We start from the raw sequence: 15,750 nt of genomic DNA, 5'->3' as shown, positions 1-15,750 counted from the left end.
TAGCGAAGTCTTTTCGTCATTGCGAGCGGTTGGAACATGGGTCATCCATGGCCGATGGCAGCTGAACGGCCACTGTTGCTCGTCTTCGGAAGCGGCGACGATGCGGACAGGGTGAGCCAGAATGGCTTTCGGACCTATGTTAGGGGCAGCTCGGACCTGGGCCGACTCCTTCCGAACCGGGACACGCTCCATCGGGTGATCGTCACCCCGGACTCGACCCACGACTTCACCGCCTATCCAGTGATCGTGAACATGATCACCGAGGCTGAGAATAGCGCGAAGGTCCTGGCGAACCTGGAGAAGCAGCTCAACGGCACACAGGCGCGGGTGATCAACCCGCCGGCAAAGGTCATGCGCACCACACGTGACCAGGTCGCAAAGCTGCTTGACGGCATCCCAGGCCTGATCGCTCCGAGGTCGCTGAGGCTTTCAGGCGATCGGCCCGACGAGGCCTCGGAGGCGATCTCCGCCGCGGGGATCGTGCCGCCGTTCATCCTTCGTGAGGCCGGGACGCACACCGGGCAGACGGCCCATGTGCATTCGTCCATCGAGGAGGCCGTTGCGAGGCTTGAAAACGGCAAGGAATATATCGCGACCCAGTTCGTCGATTTCGTCAGCGAGGACGGCATCTATCGGAAATGCCGAGTCTTCTTCATCGGGCAGCAGGCGGTGCTGCGGCATGTCTACGCGTCTGATCACTGGAACGTGCACAGCGCCGATCGCACGCGTTTCATGGCGCCCCGTCCGGAGATCGTCGCGGCAGAACGCGCCCTTATTGGCAACCCCCGTCCCTTCAGTCCGGAAGTGCATGACGTGCTTGATGCCGTCCGAGCGCGCATGCCTCTGGACTTCTTTGGGATCGATTTCAGTATCTTGCCGAACGGCGAAGTGGTGCTGTTCGAAGCCAACGCCACGATGAGCTTCTTCCCGCTGTGGCGCGATGAAAACCCGCAGTTCCAATATATGTTGAAGTGCGTTCCGCCCGCCCAGGCCGCCTTCATGGAGCTGGTCGGTCAGCGCCACTAGTTGCCCGAGACCTGATGGTCGGCCAATGCAATTTCGAGCAGGAGGAACGACGAGTGGACGGGCCGATTCTATTCATCATCGGCAGTGGCGATGAACTGGACCGGGTCTCCAGCCGCAGCGGCCGCCTCAACGTCAGTGGATCGTCCGACCTCAACAAGCTGCTGCTGGACCGGGAGCCCTACAGCTTGCTTCACGTGGGCCGGAAGCCCGTAGCGGACCTCAAGGAAACGCAGGCGCAACTCGCGAGCTATAGGGTGCTCGTGAATCTGATCACCGAGGCGGAGAAGAACAGCCGCACCCTGGACAATCTATGCCAATTGCTTCGAGGCGCCACGCGTCCGGTGATCAATCCGCCCGAAAACGTCCTTCGCTCGACGCGGGATCAGGTCGCAGAGCGTCTTGCGGGAACGGAAGGGCTGATCGTTCCGGAGGCGGTGCGGCTTCGGGGCGGTAACTGGTCCGCTGCATTGCAGAGCCTCGCCGAATTCGGAGCGCCCATCATCCTGCGCCAGGCCGGCACGCACGGGGGCAAGATCATCGGCCGATTCGACAGAGCGGAAGACGCGGTCATGGCGCTCGAAGCCGATGATGACCATTTAGCAACGCAATTTGTCGACTTCCGAAGCGCGGACGGCCTTTATCGGAAGTATCGCATCTTCTTCATCGGCCCGCGGACGATTCTTCGTCACATGCTCGTGTCCGATCAATGGAACGTGCACGCTGCCGACCGCGCCCGCTTAATGGCCGAGCGCCCCGAGTTAATCGCGGAAGAGCGCGCCCTGTTCGAGCGCGATGGCGGCCGGCTACCCGAAGCGGTGCTGCGGACGCTCGAAGCCGTTCGGCGGAAAATGGAGCTGGACTTCTTCGGATTGGATTTCGGCCTGACCGAGGATGGGCAAGTGGTCCTGTTCGAAGGCAATGCGACGATGAGCTTCTTTCCGTATCCGGCCGATCCGAAATTCGAGTATCTGCTGCGATCGTTCGAGCCGGCGCAGCTTGCCTTCCGCGAGCTGCTCGGTCTTCCGCTCAAGGCGTACGAAGCGCCGCCATTCCTTGAAACGGCCTGAACGATGTACGACAGCTATGCCGAGATCTTCGCGGAGCGAGGCTTCTCTTACCACCGCGCGATGGCTGAGTGCCCGCGAGCCCGGGACTCTGAGTTTCATGCGGTCCTCGAGCCGCTCCGTGACCGGCCAGAGGGGTTGCTCTGCGACCTGCCGTCAGGTGGCGGCTATCTGGCGGAATTTCTTTCGCCGGAGATGAGATACATCGGGGTCGATCCGTCCGACGACTTCATCGACGCCTGCCCGCCGGGGCTCGACCGGATCCAGGCCAATGTGACCGGCGTTCCGCTCGGCGATGGGTCGTGCGATTATATCGTCAGCCTTGCCGCCCTTCACCATGAGCCCGACCTTTCGGCGGTCTTCCGCGAAATGCGGCGCCTGCTAAAGCCGGGCGGAAGAGCGGTGATCGCCGACGTCGCGGTGAATACGCGGCCGGCGGTCTTCCTCAATGGCTTCGTCGACCAGAACAATCCGATGGGCCACGAAGGCCGCTTCCTGGATGAGAATTTGAAGGGCCTGCTTGAGGGCGCGGGTTTCGCTGTGGCCGACGATCGGCTGATGGAGACGCCGTGGCAGTTCGACACGTTGGAGGCCGCTGGCGGGTTTTGCCGCAACCTTTTCTACATGCCGGGGCTCGACGAAATGGCTGTCGCCCAGGCCATGGGCAGTGAGATCGGTATCGAAGTTGTCGACGGTCGCCCGCGCGTTCAGTGGGTGCTGCGACGCATCGTGTGCGACGCGATCTAGCGTCACCTTCCGAGAATCTGCTCGACCATTTCCCGAAGATTGCCGAACTGAGCGAGCTTCAGACCTTCGCCGCCTTTGACGCCTTTCGGCACCCAGGCAGCTTCGAACCCCAGCTTGGCAGCCTCTTTCAGCCGCAGCCCGGCATGAGCGACTGGCCGGATCTCGCCTGACAGCGCAACTTCGCCGAGGATCACGCCATCACTTGGCACGGGCCGTTCGGAAAGCGCCGACACCAATGCAGCAGCAACGGCCAGGTCAGCCGCCGGATCGTTGAGACGATAACCGCCTGCCACGTTGAGATAGACCTCCGCCGTCGCGAAGCTGATCCCGCACCGTGCCTCGAGCACGGCCAGGATCATCGCAAGGCGCCCGCTGTCCCAGCCCACCGCAGCGCGCCTCGGCGTCGCACCGGTCGCCAGCCTCACCGTTAGCGCCTGAATCTCGACGAGCACCGGCCGCGATCCCTCGATCGCCGGGAAGACGCTGGTGCCGCTGACCGGTTCGCCGCGATTGGTGAGGAATAGGGCCGAGGGATTCGGAACCTCGGTCAGCCCCTGCCCTTCCATCGCGAACACGCCGATCTCGTCTGTGCCGCCGAAGCGGTTCTTCATCGCTCGCAGGATGCGATACTGGTGGCTTCGCTCACCTTCGAAGCTCAGCACCGTGTCCACCATATGCTCGAGCACGCGTGGCCCGGCGATGGTGCCGTCCTTCGTGACGTGTCCAACGAGGATCAGCGCCGTCCCGCGCTCCTTGGCGAAGCGCACAAGTTCCTGCGCGGAGGCGCGGACCTGGCTCACGGTGCCCGGAGCGCCTTCCATCAGGTCCGAGTGCATCGTCTGGATGGAGTCGATGATGAGCAGCGCCGGCGGCTCACCGTCCCCGACCGTCGTCAGGATGTCCCGAACGGAGGTCGCGGCCGCCAGCTGCACCGGAGCGCCGCCAAGGCCAAGCCGCACCGCCCGAAGCCGCACCTGCTCGGCCGACTCCTCACCAGAGACGTAAATGACCCGCCGGCCGTCGCTCGCCAGCCGTGCGGCAACCTGAAGCAACAGCGTCGACTTGCCGATGCCGGGATCGCCGCCAACCAGCATCGCCGAGCCCGCGACGATGCCGCCGCCGATGGCCCGGTCGAACTCGGCCAACCCACTCGGCAGGCGCTCCGGCAAAGCAGCCGGAGTCTCCAGACCGACAAGCTGAATCAACCTCCCGCCGCCCTGAAGATTATGCTTCGCCGCGAAAATGCTCGAGACCTCCGAGGCCTCCTGAACCAGCGTATTCCATTCCGCACAGTCGGAGCACTGTCCTTGCCACCGGCTCGAGACCGATCCGCAAGCCTGACAAACGTAACGCGATTTCACTTTGGCCATGTTGACGGCGTAACCGATCCCGTTCTGTTCTCCTAGCCCAGGAGCAGCAGCGGCAGGGCAGACCTCGGGGAAGTCGCCTGATATGGCCAGTGAATGACCAGTCTCTCCCTTGCGCCGATCGGACTACTCCTTCTGGTTGCCTGCCTCATCGCGATCGTCTCGCGGCGGCTGGGATTGCCCTATATCGTCGGTCTCGTCGTCGCGGGCTTCCTGATCGCGCTTCTGCCCAACAGCCCGTACCTGCCGCTTTCGCGTGAGCTGATCTTCAACATCTTCCTGCCGCCGCTCGTGTTTGAGGCTGCGCTGCAGCTCGACTGGCGGCGATTCCGCTACGAATTGCCGCTGACGCTCACCCTGGCATTCGTCGGTGTGGGCATCGCAGCAGCAGTGGTGGCGGCGGGAATGCATGGGATCGCGGGCTGGAGTTGGATTGGCGCAGCGCTGTTCGGAGTCCTGATCGCGGCGACAGACCCCGTTTCCGTCATCGCCTCCTTTCGGGAAATGGGTGCCCAGCCGCGCGTGTCGATGGTGGTCGAGTCCGAAAGTTTACTCAACGATGGCGTTGCCGCAGTCGGATTCGCCTTACTCTCGGCGATCGCAGCCGGAGCATCGCCGGATGCTCCCAGTGTCATTCCATCGTTCCTTTGGACCCTCGGCGGAGGCGTTCTCGTGGGCCTGGGCGTTGCCGGCGCCATTCTCTTCATCGTTGGTCGAACCGACGATCCATTGGTCGAGATCACCCTGACGACGATCGCCGCTTATGGGTCATTCCTCGTCGCAGAATATTTTCATGCTTCCGGAATCATCAGCGCGCTTGCGGCGGGCCTGATGATCGGCAGTGGCGGTACTCGCTTCCTGACTCGCGAAGGCCGAGACCGCGTGCGTGGCGCGTGGGAATTTTTCGCGTTCCTGGCCAATAGCTTCGTGTTCATCCTGATCGGAATGACCGAGGCGAACCAGCCGCTGCGGGATCTCAACGCAGTCGCCATCACCACCGCTATAGTGCTCGTGCTGGCAGGTCGCGCCGTGTCGATCTATCCTATCGCCGCTCTCTTCGGCCGGTCTCGGTGGCGGCTGCCTGCGAGCTACCAGCACACTCTATTCTGGGGCGGTCTTCGTGGCGCGCTCGCGCTGGCCCTGGCGTTGGCGGTGCCGAGTACCGTGCCCGAACGGAACGCGATCATCGTGACGGCCTTCATCGTTGTCGCCTTCTCGATCCTGGTCCAGGGCCTGACCATGCCGATGCTGATCAAGCGGCTCGGCCTGACCAAGAGAGCGCCCAGTGAGCCCGTTGCCGCCCCTGCCGCCGCCAGCTAGGCCGCCCGGGTGAGTCTCGTCCCCGAACCGCTTCGAATCCCCGGTTTCCGTTATTTCTGGTTAGCCCGCCTCGCGACGACGATCGCGCAGATGGCGATGGTCATCGTCATCGGCTGGCAGGTCTACGACATCGCCCGAGAGACGATGAGCATCCGCGAGGCGGCGTTCCGGCTCGGACTGATCGGCCTTGTCCAATTCGTGCCTTTGTTCGTGCTCACTCCAATCAGTGGCTGGACCGCCGACCGGCTCGATAGGCGGCACATTGCCCGCGCCGTCGTGTTCCTTGAGTTCCTCTGCGCAGGCACTTTGTTCGTGGCCACTTGGGGAGGTTTCATCAGCCTCCCGATTCTGTTCGGCGTTGCCGCGCTTCTCGGCGTCGCGCGTGCCTTTGCCGGACCGGCGCTAGGCGCACTGGCACCGAACCTGGTCCCCCGCGATCTACTTCCCAACGCAATCGCGCTCAGCTCGGCCGCCTGGCAAACGGGCGCGATCCTGGGACCGGCGCTCGGCGGCATCCTGTATGACGTTACGCCGCAGCTGCCCTACGGGCTGAGCGCGATCCTGTTCGCCTTCTCGGTGCTCTGCCTGTTCACCATCCCTCCGGTGGCACGCCCAGCGCTCAGGCCCGGTACGCCGTGGCAGCAGATGGTGGATGGTCTCTCCTACGTCCGCCGCAATCGCCTCGTACTTGGCGCAATCACCCTCGACCTGTTCGCCGTGCTCCTCGGTGGCGTGACTGCCATGCTTCCCGTTTACGCCCGCGACATCCTGCAGGTCGGCCCGGATGGCCTCGGACCCCTCCGAGCGGCTCCGGCAGCAGGCGCCACGCTCACGGCGATCTTCTTCTCGATCCGACCGCTCAAGACCAGCGTCGGCGTGAAGATGTTCACCGCAGTCGTGATCTTCGGGGCGGCAACGGCCATCTTCGGGCTGTCTCGCTCTTTCCCGCTCTCGCTGGCATGCCTTGCGGTTCTGGGTGCCGCGGACATGTTCTCGGTCTACATCCGGCAATCGCTGATCCAGCTTTACACACCAGACGAGATGCGGGGACGTGTCTCGGCCGTTTCGACCCTGGCCATTTCCGCCTCCAACGAGCTTGGCGAAACGCGCAGCGGCTTCAGCGCGGCCCTTCTTGGACCGGTAGTGGCCACCGTCGGCGGAGGCGTTGCAGCCATCGCCGTAACACTGCTGTGGGCAGGCATTTTCCCCGAGCTTCGGCGCGCTCGAGACTTCCAACCTCCGGAGCCTCCACCGGAGGAAGCCGACGTCGTGGCTAGCGGCGTTTAACAACCCGCTTGCAAAAAGCCTCCGCTCGCACGATTTGCGCAACGCACAATCAGAGGAGCTTCCGCACATGAAGGCCGCCACTATCCTCGAAACGATCGGCAACACCCCACATGTGCGAGTTAACCGGCTCTTCGGACCCAATGCCGAAGTGTGGATCAAGCAAGAGCGCGCCAATCCCGGCGGCTCGATCAAGGACCGTATCGCCCTGGCGATGGTCGAGGATGCGGAGCGCAGCGGTAAGCTGAAGCCCGGCGGAACGATCGTCGAGCCGACGTCAGGCAACACAGGCATTGGCCTCGCGATGGTCGCCGCCGTCAAAGGCTACAAGCTGATCCTGGTCATGCCCGACAGCATGAGCATCGAACGGCGCCGTTTGATGCTGGCTTATGGAGCCACCTTCGACCTGACCCCGCGCGAAAAGGGGATGAAGGGCTCGATCGCCCGCGCTGAGGAGATCGTCGCCCAGACCGACGGCGCCTGGATGCCTCAGCAGTTCGAGAACCCGGCGAACCTCGAAGTTCACCGCCGTACGACGGCGCAGGAAATCCTTCGCGACTTCGCTGATAGTCCGCTGGATGCAATCATCACTGGCGTTGGCACCGGCGGCCACATCACGGCCTGCGCCGAAGTGCTGAAGCCGCAATGGCCCGGCCTGAAGGTATTCGCTGTTGAGCCAACGCTTTCGCCCGTCCTTTCGGGCGGCCAGCCGGGTCCGCACCCGATCCAGGGCATCGGCGCCGGCTTCGTGCCGGCGATCATGGACACCAGCTTGCTCGACGGCGTGATCCAGGTAGATCCGAACGACGCCAAGGAAATGGCTCGCCGCGCTGCTCGCGAGGAGGGAATGCTGGTCGGAATTTCGTCAGGTGCGACACTCGCTGCGATCAAGCAGAAGCTGCCGGAGCTTGGCGAAAACGCCCGCGTCCTCGGCTTCAATTACGACACCGGCGAACGCTATCTGTCGGTTGCGGATTTCCTCCCCGAGGAAGCTTAAAGCCGCGCTAACCGCGTTCCTTTGACTTGCCGTTAACTCCGGCAGGTTTAAGTCTGCCTCACAGGCGCGTAGGCCTTCGTGTGCACGAGGGCTGCCTCCGGGGAAGACGAATGCGTAGATCGCGTTTCGCGAGAGCCATCGAAGTGAGTGAAGTGCGCGAGCGGGCCTCGGTCCGCGACGCCCTGCGCTTCGACATCACGACTCCGGAGACGAGCGACGAAGATTCGCTTTGCGAATGGCGGCTGTCGGCGATGCAGCAGGCGCCGCTGGTCCTTGGAATCACGCACCTGATCATCGGGCTGACCTGCATCCTTCTGGCATCGAGCCACAGCTATTCCAGCGTAGGCGATAATCCGATCATTCCAGGCTCGCTGGCCGTGATGCTTGACGCGGCGGCGGCAGCGCTGCTCGTCACGCGTCAGCGATTTTCTCTGGCACCAAGCACCATCTTCCGGCTGCTCTGCGCCTATCTCGCTTTGTCCGGCCTGCTGTGGACCTGGTTCGGATTTGCCGTCGCCGACGACACGTTCGTGACGCCTCTGGCCGCAGGGCCCATTGCCATGACCGCCGGGATCGCAATGAGGACGATCGTCGCGATCAACTCGCCGCCGCTAGCGATTACGAACCTTGTCGTTTCCACGATCGCCGCCATCCTGCTTGCGGGTTCGGCACTGGTTCCAGCTGGCGTCTTCGTTCTCTCGCTCGTGCTGGTCACTTACAGCATCACCGCTGCGCGGAGCTTCATCGCTACCGGGCGCAAGCGACTCCGCCTCGAAGCGCAGGCGCGCAAGGCCCAGCATTTCGTCGACGAGTTCGAGAACAGCGGGCGAGGCTGGTTTTGGGAAACCGACTCCACGAGCACTCTGTCCTACGTTTCCGGCCAGCTTGCGGAGGACTTCAAATGCGAACCTGAAGAGCTTCTTGGGAAGCGCTTCACGGACTTGCTGTCGGTCGATGCGGCAGATGGGTTCGGCGCGGTCGAGGAGCGCAAGACGCTCGGCTTTCACCTTTCGGCCCGGTTTCCGTTCTCGGACGTCGTCGTTCGGCCGGCGAGCGAAGAAGACGTCCATTGGTCGCTATCGGGCAACCCAATCTTCGACGAGCGTGGGCGTTTCCTGGGTTTCCGCGGGATCGGCACGGACCTGACCGAGCAGCGCCGGTCGGAGCAGGAGATCACCCGCCTCGCCCGCTTCGACTCGCTGACCGGTTTGCCGAACCGCGCCATGATGCGTCAGACGCTCGACGAGGCGCTGCGGAACGCTGCGCATCGGCAGAAGGGCTGCGCGCTCTTCATGATCGATCTGGATCGGTTCAAGAACGTCAACGATACGCTTGGTCACCCGGTCGGGGACGCGCTGCTTCGCCAAGTCGCGGACCGCCTGAAATCAGTCATGGGCAATCATGGCCAGGTCGGACGCCTCGGCGGCGACGAGTTCCAAGCGGTATTCCCAGGAACCGTCGACATCGGACTGCTCGAATCCATCTCGCGTACTTTGATCGAGCAAGTCTCGCGGCCCTACAGCATCGAAGGTCACAAGGTGACGATCGGTGCTTCCGTCGGCATCGTCATTGGCGATCCCGGCCGTACCAGCGCCGATGCACTCGTGCGCAACGCCGATCTCGCGCTTTACGCCGCAAAAGCCGCAGGGCGCGGCAAGCACCGGCTGTACGAGCCATCGATGCATAGCGAGGCGGCCGAGCGGCAGCTGCTCGAAAACGACCTGCGCCAGGCAATCGAGCGCGGCGAGCTCGCAGTTCATTATCAACCGATCGTCCGTGCGGCCGGCGAGGAGATATCCGGTTTTGAATCGCTCGTCCGCTGGCAGCATCCGACCCGCGGCCCGATTTCACCGGCGAAGTTCATCCCCCTGGCGGAAGAAGCGGGCCTGATTGGCAAGATCGGCGAGTGGGTCCTCCGCACAGCGCTCGAGGAAGCGGCGCACTGGCCCGATCACGTGCGCGTTGCCGTCAACCTCTCGCCGCTGCAGTTCAACGATCCTGGCGTCGTCGCGATGGTGTCGAACCACCTCCGCGAGACGCAGGTTCGTGCAGAGCGCCTAGAGCTGGAAATCACTGAGGGCGTGTTCCTTGCAGACAGCGATTCAACCGATGAGACCTTCGCAAATCTCAAAGCGCTCGGGGTTCGCCTTGCACTGGACGACTTCGGTACCGGCTACAGCTCGCTCGGCTATTTGAAGAAAGCGCCGTTCGACAAGATCAAAATCGACCAGAGCTTCGTGCGCGGCGCGGCATCGACGACCCAGCGCAACGCCGCGATTATTCGCGCGATCGTCACGCTCGCCGACACACTCGGCATGGATACATGCGCCGAAGGTGTTGAGACCCATGACGACCTTCATCTGATCCGAGAGCTCGGCGTCAGCATGGTCCAGGGCTATATCTTCGGACGTCCGTCCGAAGGCGCAAAAGCGCGGGAGCTGGCCAACCGCGTCACGGTCGAAGCCGACGGCTTCCAGTGCATTCGCGAACCGCGCCATCGTCTCATGCGCCGCGCGATAACTGCGATCGACGGCGAGCGCGTCGAGGTTCGGCTTCGCAACATCTCGTCCATGGGCGCGCTCGTGGACTGCGACATCGCCGTCTCGCCGGGGTCCGAGCTGGCGATCGACATCGTCGGCGTGGGGCCAGTCAGCGGCGTTGTGCGCTGGGCGCACGCGGGCAAGTTCGGTGTCCAATTCACCGCCGGCTTCGACTTAAGCCGCCTCGCCCCGAAGCAAGCGCCTAGCGGCCCCAAGACGGCTCCGTCCTGGCACGCCACCCAACGCCAGGTGAGCTAGAAGATCCCGGCGATCCGCCGCGTCGCCATCCGATCGCGGCCGTAGAAATCGTCGAAGTAAGTGATCGACGTCCCGCTCGGGACGGCCGTCAGATATGTGATGTAGATCGGCACCATCTCCGGCAGGTTCACCTTCTGCTCCGGCCGAGCGCCTTGCGCCTTCGGCGCGCGCCCGTTGAACAGCCAGCGAGAGAAGCGGGGCGCGTCCTCAAGGCGAACGCAGCCATTGCTCTGCAGACGAGCGGCTTCCTCGATCTTCTCCTTCTCGGGTGTGTCGTGAAGCCAGATCCCCTGCGGGTTGGGGAACATGAACTTCATGCGGCCCATCGAGTTTGCCGGCCCCGGCTTCTGGCGCAGGTGAGCCTGGACTCGGCCAGCCACGACTGCGTGCCAGTCGATCGACATCGGATTGAGGACATGCGCGTTTTCGCCGAACTGGTCGACCAGCTCATATCCTTTCTCGTTGAGATATTTGCGCCCACCGGCGACGACCTTCGGCGCAAGACGCCGCGCCGTAATGTCGGGCGGTGAGTTCCAGTAGGGATTGAGCGCAACGTAGCGGATGAACGCGTTCATCATCGGCGTCTGGGCGATCGGATCTGGACGGCCCGCGACAACACGCATCGAGTCCACGACCTGGCCGTTCTCGTACATGTAGAGCCGCGCCGCGGGCGGATTGACGATCACGTACCGCCCGTTCCCCGACGGCAGCACTCGCGCACGCTCGAGGTTCGCGGTGAGCAGGCGGCGCTCAGCCTCGTTGCGGTAGATGCGGCTCGCCAGAGCTTGGCGAAGTCGCGCGTAAATCGGGTTCATCCAGCCCATCTGGCTGACATATTCGGACAGGTTCGGCGCCTGCGCTGCTTGGGTGAGCAGGCTCATTGCCGAAGGCGGCTCCGGCTTCAATTCACGGTCGACGTAGATCACGCCGATGTTCGGATCATGCTTCTGGTCGCGTGCGTACGCCACGAAGGCGGCGCTCAGCATCGCCTCGGCGCGCTGGACGGCCGCCGGATTACCGGTCTGTGCGTCCTGCACTGCACGAGCGAGTCCCCGCACGTTGTAGCGGCGCGGGTTCAGGTTATCGGCCTGCGACGTCGCGATCAGCTGGACGAGCTGCTGAGCCGCTGCGCCCGAACGCGGCGCGAACCAGAGCGGTGCCCCGCCACGAGCACGGTAGAAAGCGGCGATTTCGCCGTCGCCAACGGATTGAGCCGCAGCTGGCGAAACGTGCGTCGCCATAGGGACCGCGATAGCAACCGCCGCCAACGCCAGACCGAGCGAAACCTTTTTCATATTGTCCTTTCGTTCGAGGACTTTGGGTCCCCCTGCCCAGACTATTCCGGGATGTGCCTGAACCTCAAGTGACGCCGGCCTGCTAAGTTCCACGAGGAAAGAGCGCCGGGGCTGGCCCGGCGCTCCTCCTCTCGTTCAACCTGTCCGCAGGTTAGCGGCGATTGATGTCTACGTTGTAGATCGCACCATTGGGGGCGACGTCACAGCGGAAGCTCAGGTCGGCGGCGTTGTTGTAGCCGTAACCCAGCGCGCCGTAGGCGCCCACGCCGTACGGGCCGTAGCCGTTCATGGCGTAGCGGCCGCTGCTGGCGAGACCGCGCACCCGGATCATGCCGTTCGAACGCGGGTTCACCTGCGTCACCGAAAGGACTCGACCAGTCGTATTGGCGCCAAGCACTGCGCCCAGGATGCCGCCAATGCTGTTGCGGTTATACAGCCGCTGCTGGACGGCAGCACTGCACTGCTGGGCGGCAGCGTTGGTATTCACCGCACCGTAGGCACGATAGCCGTACCCGTTTCCGTATCCATAGCCATTGGCGTAAGGATTGGGATTGTACCCATAAGGGTTGCCGTAATATTGGGCGGACGCCGGCGCGGCGGCCGCAAGTGCTGCCAGCCCGGCGGTCCCGGCGAATAGCTTCTTCATAAAGGTCATGGCTCTATACTCCTTTCACTCGATTGGAGCCTTTGAGCCCTAAAACGCTTGGCAAGTCTTACGGTTCAGCATTCATCGTTGTTGTAACTCGACTCGCCGCGCAATGCTGAACGCTGGATAAACAAGTGCTTCCGACGGATATCTCAACTCCTTCTTTACCGAATTGGCTTACTCCGTTTTGCATGGATCAGAGTTCTTTGAGCCAGAATCGGCGTTCATCGCGCTCACCCGTACTGCTGAGCGCCAAGGTCGAAGTGAACGGCGCCGCGTCGCCCGTGATCCTGCGCAACCTCTCTGCGGAAGGCGCTTTGGTAGAGGGCTCGTCTCTCCCGGAGGAAGGATCGACGACCGTCTTCGAGCGCAACGACCTGCGGATCAACAGCCGCGTGGTGTGGGTCGAAGGCCGCTATGCCGGCGTCGCTTTCGACCGGAAGCTCGATCGTGAAGAGTTACTCCGCCAAGTGCCGCAGCCCCGCCAAAAGTTCGAGCCGCAATATCGCCGACCTGGACTTACCTGCCGCTCGCTGAGCGAGTCCGAACGCAGGATGATCGAAATGTGGGCTACGCCCGGGGCTCTGCGCGGCGAATAAAATCAGCTTCGGCCCGCAGACGAGCGGCCCCAGGTTCCTCACCGCTGTTGCCATTCAGCCGCTTGCCCAGTTCCACCTGGGCCAGGAAATCTTCCATCATCTGCGCGACTTCGTCTTCCGGTCCCAGTCGGACGTGAGACGGTCCGTCGTACCAGCTGGCGAGTGCTTGCCCGCCGAGTGAGCTGAAAACGATGCCCTTCCAGGCTTCCCCTGTTCCGATCCGCGCCTTGTTCGCAGCGAACTCTCGCCTAACCTCCCAAACCAAGAGGATCGTCAACGCCGAGCAAAACAGGAGCACCGCTGCTCCAACCAAGCTCGCCGAGTGGAGCGCGAAGCTGAACTTCGGATCGAGGAAGAAGTAGTTCGCAACGAATATCGACGAAATCGCAACCAGAGCAGCAAGCCACGGTCTGAGCAGCACCGCCGCGAACAGAGCGAACGGAAAATAGCCCGCGAACGCATAGCCCGGCATCGAGCCCGTCACCGCGAACCGGAGGACCGTAGGCAGGACGACGGCCGCGACGGCAACCGATACAGCCCGCCAACCTTTCAAAGGTGGACCAACGAGCCACCTCGCCAAGAAGCCACGTCTTCTCACGGCAAAATCTTCCCGCCTGATGTGCTCCTACCATGCTGCCGCACGGTGCGCACCCTCGATCAAGACGGGTGAATAATTAACGGCCGCGCAGGAACTTCGCTTCGTAAATCGAAGCGACCGGCTCCTAGAGCAGCCTTAAAACACCTCCGCTGGAATCTTCATCAAGGTCTCCGCGCCCGCCTCGATCTTCTTCCGAAGTCCCGTCGACAGCGGCAGCTCGCGCTGTGCGTAAAAGCGGGCAGTGATGAGCTTGGCATCATGAAACGGCTCGTCGCCGGTGCCGCCGTCGATCGCGCGCTGCGATGCCGCCGCCATCTTGAGCCACATCCAGCCGAGGCTGACGAGACCCATCAGGTTCATATAGGCGTAAGCGCCTGCCCCGGCATTATCCGGGTCCGCCATGCCGTTCTGCGCGAGCCACATGGTCGCGGCCTGCAGATCCTGCAGCGCCGGCTCCAGCGCAGCCGCGACGCCCGCCGGATCGCCGGCCTGCTTGGCGTCGGCAATCTCGCGACCGACGACCTCGAAGAATGTCCGCACAGCGCGGCCGCCGTCCTTCGGCAACTTGCGACCGACGAGGTCCATCGCCTGAATGCCGTTGGTGCCCTCGTAGATCTGCGTGATGCGAGCATCGCGCACGAACTGCTCCATGCCATGCTCGCGGATGTAGCCGTGGCCGCCAAGCACCTGCTGCCCATAGACGGCAGCCTCGAAACCCTTGTCGGTCAGATAGCCCTTGATCACCGGCGTGATGAGCCCGAGCAGATCGTCGGCCTGCTGACGCTCCGCTTCGTCCTGCGAGCGGCGCGCAAGATCTACGAGAAGCGCGCCCCAGAGGACGAGAGCGCGACCGCCCTCATTCCAAGCGCGCGATTCCATCAGCATCCGCCGCACGTCGGGATGAACGATGATCGGATCCGCCTTGGCGTTGGGATCGCGTTCGTCCTGCTTGAGGGCGCGGCTCTGGCGGCGCTCACGAGCGTAGCTCGCCGCATTCTGGTAGGAGACCTCGCCTTGAGCTAGCCCCTGCAGGCCAACGCCAAGGCGCGCGGCGTTCATCATGATGAACATCGCCTGGAGGCCCTTCTCCGGCTCGCCGACGATCCAGCCCTTCGCGCCGTCATAGTTCATGACGCAGGTCGCGTTGCCGTGGATGCCCATCTTCTTTTCTAGCGCGCCGCAGGAGAGCGAATTGCGCTCACCGAGCGAACCGTCTTCGTTCACCAGGAACTTTGGCACGACGAACAGCGAAATGCCTTTCACATTGTCCGGCGCGCCAGCGATCTTCGCCAGGACAAGATGGATGATGTTGTCGCTTAGGTCGTGCTCGCCGGACGAGATGAATATCTTGGTGCCGGTGATCGAATAACTGCCGTCCGGGTTCGGCTCTGCGCGCGTCTTGAGAAGGCCAAGATCGGTGCCGCAATGCGGCTCCGTCAGGTTCATGGTGCCGGTCCATTTGCCGGTCGCCATATTGGGCACATACTTCTGCTTCAGCTCGTCGCTGCCCTTCACGAGCAGCGATGCGATCGCACCCGAGGTGAGGCCCTGGTACATTTCGAAGCTGTGGTTGGCTGAAAGAATGTACTCGCTGACCGCAGTGCCCACGACCTGGGGCAGCCCCTGCCCGCCATATTCCTCAGGAACCGTCAGCGTGGGCCAGCCGGCCTCGCAGAATCGCTGATAAGCTTCCTTGAAGCCCGGAGGCGTGATCACCGATCCGTCATCATTGCGCTTGCACCCAACCTCATCGCCGATGCGGTTGAGGGGCTGGAGCACCTCGGCGCAGAACTTGCCGGCTTCCTCTAGGATCGCCTCGACTAAATCGGGCGAGGCATTCGCGAAGCCTGGAAGGTTCGAATAGCGGCCAATGTCGAGAACGTCGTTGAGAACGAAAAGCGTGTCGCGCACCGGCGCGGTATAGGTGGGCATTAGCTTACCTCCGTGTCAGTATCGTCCTATTGCTCAACTGAACGTCCGTCCAGCATCTGTAAAACACTGTCGCGAAC

General features: G+C 63.1%; 13 protein-coding genes. 8 read left to right on the top strand and 5 right to left on the bottom strand.

The annotated features are described in order from the left end of the window. Nucleotides 1-54: 54 nt before the first annotated feature. From AC4GYV_RS02495 to AC4GYV_RS02485, 3 genes are read left to right on the top strand one after another with little or no spacing between them, the layout of a single operon-like run. On the top strand, nucleotides 55-1,026 hold the full coding sequence (locus tag AC4GYV_RS02495) for an ATP-grasp domain-containing protein (protein WP_491099086.1): 972 nt from the start codon (nucleotides 55-57) through the stop codon (nucleotides 1,024-1,026). Between the two features lie 53 nt (nucleotides 1,027-1,079). Beyond that, on the top strand, nucleotides 1,080-2,093 hold the full coding sequence (locus AC4GYV_RS02490; RefSeq protein ID WP_491099085.1) for an ATP-grasp domain-containing protein: 1,014 nt from the start codon (nucleotides 1,080-1,082) through the stop codon (nucleotides 2,091-2,093). A gap of 3 nt (nucleotides 2,094-2,096) precedes the next feature. Then, nucleotides 2,097-2,837, top strand: a complete 741-nt coding sequence (locus tag AC4GYV_RS02485; protein ID WP_491099084.1) for a class I SAM-dependent methyltransferase — start codon at nucleotides 2,097-2,099, stop codon at nucleotides 2,835-2,837. A gap of 2 nt (nucleotides 2,838-2,839) precedes the next feature. Here the strand turns inward: AC4GYV_RS02485 and radA are convergent, their stop codons facing one another. After that, entirely contained in the window at nucleotides 2,840-4,207 is a 1,368-nt protein-coding gene (gene radA, locus AC4GYV_RS02480) for a DNA repair protein RadA (protein WP_491099083.1), read from the bottom strand. 93 nt (nucleotides 4,208-4,300) lie between these two features. On the opposite strand from radA, the gene AC4GYV_RS02475 reads away from it, so the two are divergent. The 4 genes from AC4GYV_RS02475 (at nucleotide 4,301) to AC4GYV_RS02460 (ending at nucleotide 10,603) form a co-directional block, all read left to right on the top strand. Then, nucleotides 4,301-5,524 carry a cation:proton antiporter gene (locus tag AC4GYV_RS02475; protein WP_491099082.1) on the top strand — a complete coding sequence of 408 codons (1,224 nt, stop codon included), beginning with the start codon at nucleotides 4,301-4,303 and terminating at the stop codon, nucleotides 5,522-5,524. A gap of 9 nt (nucleotides 5,525-5,533) precedes the next feature. Next, on the top strand, nucleotides 5,534-6,811 hold the full coding sequence (locus AC4GYV_RS02470) for an MFS transporter (protein WP_491099081.1): 1,278 nt from the start codon (nucleotides 5,534-5,536) through the stop codon (nucleotides 6,809-6,811). Between the two features lie 67 nt (nucleotides 6,812-6,878). Beyond that, nucleotides 6,879-7,805, top strand: coding sequence for a cysteine synthase A (cysK, locus tag AC4GYV_RS02465; protein WP_491099080.1), 927 nt, complete (start codon nucleotides 6,879-6,881; stop codon nucleotides 7,803-7,805). A gap of 110 nt (nucleotides 7,806-7,915) precedes the next feature. After that, entirely contained in the window at nucleotides 7,916-10,603 is a 2,688-nt protein-coding gene (locus AC4GYV_RS02460; protein ID WP_491099079.1) for a putative bifunctional diguanylate cyclase/phosphodiesterase, read from the top strand. Here the strand turns inward: AC4GYV_RS02460 and AC4GYV_RS02455 are convergent. Then, nucleotides 10,600-11,898: a L,D-transpeptidase scaffold domain-containing protein gene (locus tag AC4GYV_RS02455; RefSeq protein WP_491099078.1), complete on the bottom strand. Its 1,299-nt coding sequence runs from the start codon at nucleotides 11,896-11,898 to the stop codon at nucleotides 10,600-10,602. The two genes, AC4GYV_RS02460 and AC4GYV_RS02455, sit on opposite strands and share 4 nt — an antisense overlap. Nucleotides 11,899-12,049: 151 nt before the next feature. Beyond that, complete coding sequence (locus tag AC4GYV_RS02450; protein ID WP_491099077.1) at nucleotides 12,050-12,553, bottom strand: hypothetical protein; 504 nt, start codon at nucleotides 12,551-12,553, stop codon at nucleotides 12,050-12,052. A gap of 182 nt (nucleotides 12,554-12,735) precedes the next feature. Between AC4GYV_RS02450 and AC4GYV_RS02445 the strand changes: the two genes are divergently transcribed. Beyond that, a complete protein-coding gene (locus AC4GYV_RS02445) occupies nucleotides 12,736-13,143 on the top strand; it encodes a PilZ domain-containing protein (RefSeq protein WP_491099076.1) in 408 nt (135 codons plus the stop codon). Here the strand turns inward: AC4GYV_RS02445 and AC4GYV_RS02440 are convergent. Next, on the bottom strand, nucleotides 13,115-13,696 hold the full coding sequence (locus AC4GYV_RS02440; RefSeq protein ID WP_491099075.1) for a DUF4118 domain-containing protein: 582 nt from the start codon (nucleotides 13,694-13,696) through the stop codon (nucleotides 13,115-13,117). The genes AC4GYV_RS02445 and AC4GYV_RS02440 overlap by 29 nt on opposite strands. 180 nt (nucleotides 13,697-13,876) lie before the next feature. Beyond that, nucleotides 13,877-15,673, bottom strand: a complete 1,797-nt coding sequence (locus AC4GYV_RS02435; protein ID WP_491099074.1) for an acyl-CoA dehydrogenase C-terminal domain-containing protein — start codon at nucleotides 15,671-15,673, stop codon at nucleotides 13,877-13,879. Nucleotides 15,674-15,750 lie beyond the last annotated feature (77 nt).

The organism is Sphingomonas sp. SP4, from assembly GCF_058313375.1.
The sequence above is the reverse complement of the archived record's forward strand: the minus strand, read 5'-3'. Positions and strand labels throughout refer to the sequence as shown.

What these genes read in the sequence shown, in the direction of transcription:
- AC4GYV_RS02495 (WP_491099086.1), top strand. Translation starts at nt 55, where the DNA reads ATGGCAGCTGAACGGCCACTGTTGCTCGTCTTCGGAAGCGGCGACGAT.
- AC4GYV_RS02450 (WP_491099077.1), bottom strand. Translation starts at nt 12,553, where the DNA reads ATGACCTTTATGAAGAAGCTATTCGCCGGGACCGCCGGGCTGGCAGCA.
- cysK (WP_491099080.1), top strand. Translation starts at nt 6,879, where the DNA reads ATGAAGGCCGCCACTATCCTCGAAACGATCGGCAACACCCCACATGTG.
- radA (WP_491099083.1), bottom strand. Translation starts at nt 4,207, where the DNA reads ATGGCCAAAGTGAAATCGCGTTACGTTTGTCAGGCTTGCGGATCGGTC.
- AC4GYV_RS02475 (WP_491099082.1), top strand. Translation starts at nt 4,301, where the DNA reads ATGACCAGTCTCTCCCTTGCGCCGATCGGACTACTCCTTCTGGTTGCC.
- AC4GYV_RS02455 (WP_491099078.1), bottom strand. Translation starts at nt 11,898, where the DNA reads ATGAAAAAGGTTTCGCTCGGTCTGGCGTTGGCGGCGGTTGCTATCGCG.
- AC4GYV_RS02435 (WP_491099074.1), bottom strand. Translation starts at nt 15,673, where the DNA reads ATGCCCACCTATACCGCGCCGGTGCGCGACACGCTTTTCGTTCTCAAC.
- AC4GYV_RS02445 (WP_491099076.1), top strand. Translation starts at nt 12,736, where the DNA reads ATGGATCAGAGTTCTTTGAGCCAGAATCGGCGTTCATCGCGCTCACCC.
- AC4GYV_RS02460 (WP_491099079.1), top strand. Translation starts at nt 7,916, where the DNA reads ATGCGTAGATCGCGTTTCGCGAGAGCCATCGAAGTGAGTGAAGTGCGC.
- AC4GYV_RS02485 (WP_491099084.1), top strand. Translation starts at nt 2,097, where the DNA reads ATGTACGACAGCTATGCCGAGATCTTCGCGGAGCGAGGCTTCTCTTAC.